Raw genomic sequence first — 4,859 nt, 5'->3', positions numbered from 1 at the left:
TCTTCACGGTTCCTGTATATTCCTGCCCCGCTCCACATTGCCTCCTGAAGATGTGCTCTCACCGAATAGGCAGGAGTGTCCCCTTCACCAAACAATTCCAGAGACCGGATCACCGGCTGAATCACCGCATCGTTCAGTCTTCTCTCCTGAACCGGTTCTTTTCCGGCAAAGAGTCCGGCACGGCGTCCAAAGACCTGCGTCTCTGCGAGGGCATTGCCCCCGAGGCGGTTTGCCCCATGGACACCTCCTGCGACCTCACCGCATGCGAAAAGTCCTGGCATCGTTGTCCTGCATTCGGTGTCAATCAACAGTCCTCCCATTATATGATGTGCAGTAGGAGCAACCTCCATAGGTTCTGTTCTGATGTCAACACCGAACATGAGGAACTGCTCAAGCATGGTCGGCAACCGCGTCTCTATCTCCTCAGGAGATCGGTGTGAGATATCCAACCAGACGCCTCCATGAGGGGTTCCCCTGCCTTCACGAATCTCGGTCGCTGCTGCCCTGGATACCACGTCACGGGTTGAAAGTTCCATCCTCTGGGGATCATACCGGGTCATGAACCGCTCACCGAGTGCATTTTTCAGCACCCCGCCTTCTCCTCTGACCGCTTCAGTGACCAGACGTCCCCGGGCGTCCCAGGGATACACCGCTCCGGTGGGATGAAACTGAATCTGCTCCATATCGATGAGTTCAGCCCCTGCCCGGTATCCCATTGCGAATCCGTCACCGGTTCCGCTGGTTGAGTTGGTGGAGATATCATACACCCGGGTCCCCCCGCCGGTTGCGAGCACCACTGCATCTGCAAGAAATACGATGAGTCCGCCATCGCGTTCCAGACCGGCTGCACCGATCACCCTTCCGTTTTCACTGAGCAGAGAGACGATTGTCACTTCATGGCAGATCCTGACTGATGATGCAGCCAGACGATCCATCAGGGTTACCATCATCTCATGCCCGGTGCGGTCCCCGGCAAAGCAGGTTCGTGGAAAGCACTGACCACCAAAGGGGCGTTGTGAAAGGGCACACTCACCGGTGACATCGAACACGGCGCCCCAGGATATGAGATCCCTGATCCGATCCGGTGATTCGCTGACCAGGGTTCTGACCAGATCCGGATTGTTGAGAAATGCTCCACCTTTCATGGTGTCTACATAGTGATCATCAGTGGCATCATTGCAATTCAGGACTGCATTATACCCCCCCTCTGCCATGATGGTACACCCACCCTTTCCGGCTATGGTTTTAGAGACCAGTGTACAATCTCCGTGTGCTGAAGCCTCGATAGCAGCCCTGACTCCGGCGCCACCGCTCCCTATTACCAGAACATGGGAACTGATGATCTCCCTGACCTTCATCTTATTAGTAGGGTGCATCCTAAAATGAGATAAAAAGTACTTAGTATGAGAGTAGCGGCGCAATGAAGCTCATAATGAAATTTGGGGGGACTTCTGTCCAGAATGCTGATGCTGTCGGCAAGACCATGGATATTATCACGAGCCAGCTGACACAAGGGGACAGAATGGTCGTGGTGGTCTCGGCTCAGCGCGGTGTGACTGATCGGATTATTGAGACTGCAGAAATGATGGTCAGTGCACGGGATACCACTGCAGTGAGTGCCCTTGTTGAATATCTTACCACTACTCACCTGACCACTCTTCAGGAGGTCGCTCCTGATTATTTTTCTGAAACCAGTGAGATCATCACCAGGAGGATCGAGAGCCTTCGTGACTTTCTCCATGCTGTCTTTCACCTGCGGGAACTCACTTCCCGTTCCCGTGATTATGTGATCTCGTTTGGTGAGCGGCTGAATGCACCGGTGATCAGTGCCGCGCTCAGGCAGCGGGGAGTGTCTTCCCTTGCTCTTGACGGATGTGAGGCAGGTATCCTTACCACCGGAAACCATGGTGATGCTATTGCGCTGCCTGCTGGAGAAGCCAGGATCCGCTCCAGACTCGAACCACTCATGGCAACCTCGGTCCCGGTAGTCATGGGATTTATGGGCTGTACTGAAAAGGGAGTGGTCACCACCCTCGGACGGAGCGGTTCAGATTACACTGCCGCAATCCTTGGTGCAGCCCTTATGGTGGATGAGATCTGGATCTGGACTGATGTTGATGGTATCATGACCACCGATCCCAGGCTGGTCAGGGAAGCGCGTGTCATCCCCCAAATTTCCTATATTGAGGTGATGGAACTCTCCTTCTTTGGTGCCAAAGTTATGCACTCCCGTTCCATTGAGCCGGCAATGCAGAAGAATATCCCGGTATGGGTGAAAAATACGTTCAATCCTGCTTATCCCGGCACCTGCATCGAGAAGGGTGAACGACGTGAAACCCGGGTGGTCAAGGCGATTACGTTCATCGATAAGGTTGCCGCCATCACGATCACCGGTGCCCAGATGATCGGACGACCCGGGGTAGCGAAACACATCTTCTCGATACTTGCTGAGCAGCAGATCAACGTGATGATGATCTCCCAAGGTTCTTCTGAAGCAAATATCTCTCTTATCATCGAGGAGCGGCAGGTTCAGACCGCGATAGATGCCCTGCAGCCGCTTAAAGAACGGTGCGTGTTCAGGGAGATCATCGCAAATGAGGATGTCTGTGCGGTTGCGGTAGTTGGATCAGGGATGGCTGGAATGGCAGGAACTGCAGGGCGGACTTTTGCTGCCCTTGGGAAAGCCGGGATCAACGTGATGATGATCTCCCAGGGCTCTTCTGAAGTGAACATCTCGTTTGTGGTAAAACAGGAAGATGGACCGCGGGCAGTCACGGTCCTTCATAATGAGTTTGCCCTGTCGAACAAGTGTGAGGAGTGCTGATGACCGAGAACCAGAATCAAAAAGATGCATACCGCGAAGCAGGAGTGGATATTGATCTTGAGGCGCAGGCAGTAAAGGCCCTGGTCTCACAACTCACGTATCGCAGGGAAGGAGAATTTCAGATGGCATCTGACATCGGTCATTTTGCCGGTTTCATCTCCTTTGGTTCTCATGTGCTGGCGCTTGCCGTTGACGGGGTCGGCACCAAGATGCTCATTGCAGATGAACTGAAAGACTGGTCCACGGTCGGGATTGACTGCATTGCGATGAATGTCAACGATCTTTATGTCATGAACCTTGAGCCGGTGGCCTTTGTCGATTATGTCGCTACAAATGCCCTCTCACTTGAGCAGATGAAACAGATCGGGATCGGTCTGAACGAGGGTGCCCGTCAATCCAACATCTCCATCGTCGGAGGAGAGACTGCAACCCTGAAAGGGCTTGTGCAGGGTCTTGACCTTGCCGGTGCCTGTCTTGGCATCCAGGAGAAGACCAAGGTGATCAATGGTGAGCAGGTGGCACCCGGTGACCTGATCGTCGGAATTCCCTCATCAGGAATTCACAGTAACGGCCTGACACTTGCCCGCCGGATGGTCAATGAGCATGGCTCCTATGGCGAGCAGCTCAGCGATGGCAGGACTATCGGAGAAATCCTTCTGACACCTACCCGTATCTATGCTGAGGTGTTGCGGCTCACGGCAATGACACCGGTTCATGGCATGTGTCATATCACCGGTGGTGGACTCCTCAATCTCACCCGCCTCTCCGGATATGGGTTTTCGATAGATACTCCGCTTCCCCCGCAGGAGATCTACCGCTGGATTCAGGAGAAAGGCAGGATATCTGATAGTGAGATGTACCGGACCTTTAACATGGGGATGGGGTATGTATGCATCGTACCTGAGTCCGGAGTTTCTGCGGTCAAATCCGTGTTTTTTGATGCAGAAGTTGTCGGCAGAGTAACCAGGGAACCAGGTGTGTTCCTGAAAGGAAAAGAGATCAGATAACCGGTTCACTATTCAGAGTGCGTCGTCGCAGATCTCATAGAACTCTTTTTTTACCTGATCTGAATCAATCAGAGAGTTGCCCATCGGATCGATGATAATCAGGGTTATTGGAAATGTCCCGTTTCGGACCTGGTTGATCTTCTCTTTGAGATCCATGGCGTTTCTGCGCTGCTCATCATCCCCGTCAATGAGTGCCCCATCAAGAACTTTGTCGATCCGCATGAGGATTCCCTCCACGTTGGAGACAAACCCTTCACAGGCAGGGCCCGGTGAGATCTCGACACCGAGTTCCGGGATCCGAATCTCTCCCTGGGTACTGCGGACAACCCGGACCATGAGATCATCCTCTGATGTTACGTTGAATTCAAGCCTGACCGGTTCATGAGAAGTCAGGGACTGGACATCAGAAAACCGGTACCCACACAACGGACAGGAACAGGTAATAATCAGAATTTCGGAGAAATAGGGGATGTGTTCGGTTTCATAGAGATATTCGACCTCTTCACCACAGGCCGGACAGGTTCCCCTGACCTCCTGACGCACTCAGGCACCGCCACCGATCCGGTCGCGTGATATCTTGACGTTACGAGGGGTGATGATCACGTACTGCTGGTCACCAAGACCGACAATATCTCCATCCACATCGCGCGCAACCTGATAGAAATCCTTCATTACCCGCTCATAGTTGATCTTGTCCATCTTGAGCCGGTTGATATCGACGATGACAATGTCCCCGTCGTAGATCTGATCCTTGACAATCTGGCTTTCCCGCAGGCTGGTAACGGTCGCTACCTTGACAAGGAGTGCGGGATTCTCGCCCTCGTAATCCTTGAGGGGGAGTTCTTTATACTGGTCAGGATCACTGTTATCTTTTGGCCTGAAGATAAGGTCACGAAGTCCCATAACAAAACCTTTTTGTGTGCTTAATATTAAAGATGCTGGTTTCTCTGGTATTTTCAGGTCAGTTTCCGGTATCAGAGTTCTATGGTCCAGATCTCATCACCGACATGGTGGAATGTTTTGATTAC

5 protein-coding genes are annotated in these 4,859 nt (G+C 52.7%); 2 read left to right on the top strand and 3 right to left on the bottom strand.

Annotated features, from left to right (window positions below):
* The coding region (locus tag LUQ50_RS08370; RefSeq protein WP_300039059.1) for an FAD-binding protein at positions 1 to 1,358 on the bottom strand (1,358 nt) is incomplete at its 3' end.
* 62 nt (positions 1,359 to 1,420) lie between these two features.
* Between LUQ50_RS08370 and LUQ50_RS08365 the strand changes: the two genes are divergently transcribed.
* Entirely contained in the window at positions 1,421 to 2,824 is a 1,404-nt protein-coding gene (locus LUQ50_RS08365; protein WP_300039056.1) for an aspartate kinase, read from the top strand.
* Positions 2,824 to 3,831, top strand: a complete 1,008-nt coding sequence (gene purM, locus LUQ50_RS08360) for a phosphoribosylformylglycinamidine cyclo-ligase (protein ID WP_300039053.1) — start codon at positions 2,824 to 2,826, stop codon at positions 3,829 to 3,831. Before LUQ50_RS08365 ends, purM begins: the two co-directional genes overlap by 1 nt.
* Positions 3,832 to 3,843: 12 nt before the next feature.
* Here the strand turns inward: purM and LUQ50_RS08355 are convergent, their stop codons facing one another.
* Positions 3,844 to 4,374 carry a ZPR1 zinc finger domain-containing protein gene (locus LUQ50_RS08355; RefSeq protein WP_300039050.1) on the bottom strand — a complete coding sequence of 177 codons (531 nt, stop codon included), beginning with the start codon at positions 4,372 to 4,374 and terminating at the stop codon, positions 3,844 to 3,846.
* Positions 4,375 to 4,734 (bottom strand): cell division protein SepF, encoded by a 360-nt coding sequence (gene sepF / locus LUQ50_RS08350; RefSeq protein ID WP_109969874.1) that lies wholly within the window; start codon positions 4,732 to 4,734, stop codon positions 4,375 to 4,377. It abuts the gene before it with no gap.
* Between the last annotated feature and the right edge of the window lie 125 nt (positions 4,735 to 4,859).

The sequence above is a fragment of the Methanospirillum sp. genome (genome assembly GCF_028679455.1).
GTDB lineage: Archaea > Halobacteriota > Methanomicrobia > Methanomicrobiales > Methanospirillaceae > Methanospirillum.
Note: the sequence above shows the minus strand (reverse complement) of the source record. Positions and strands in the feature narration are given on the sequence as shown.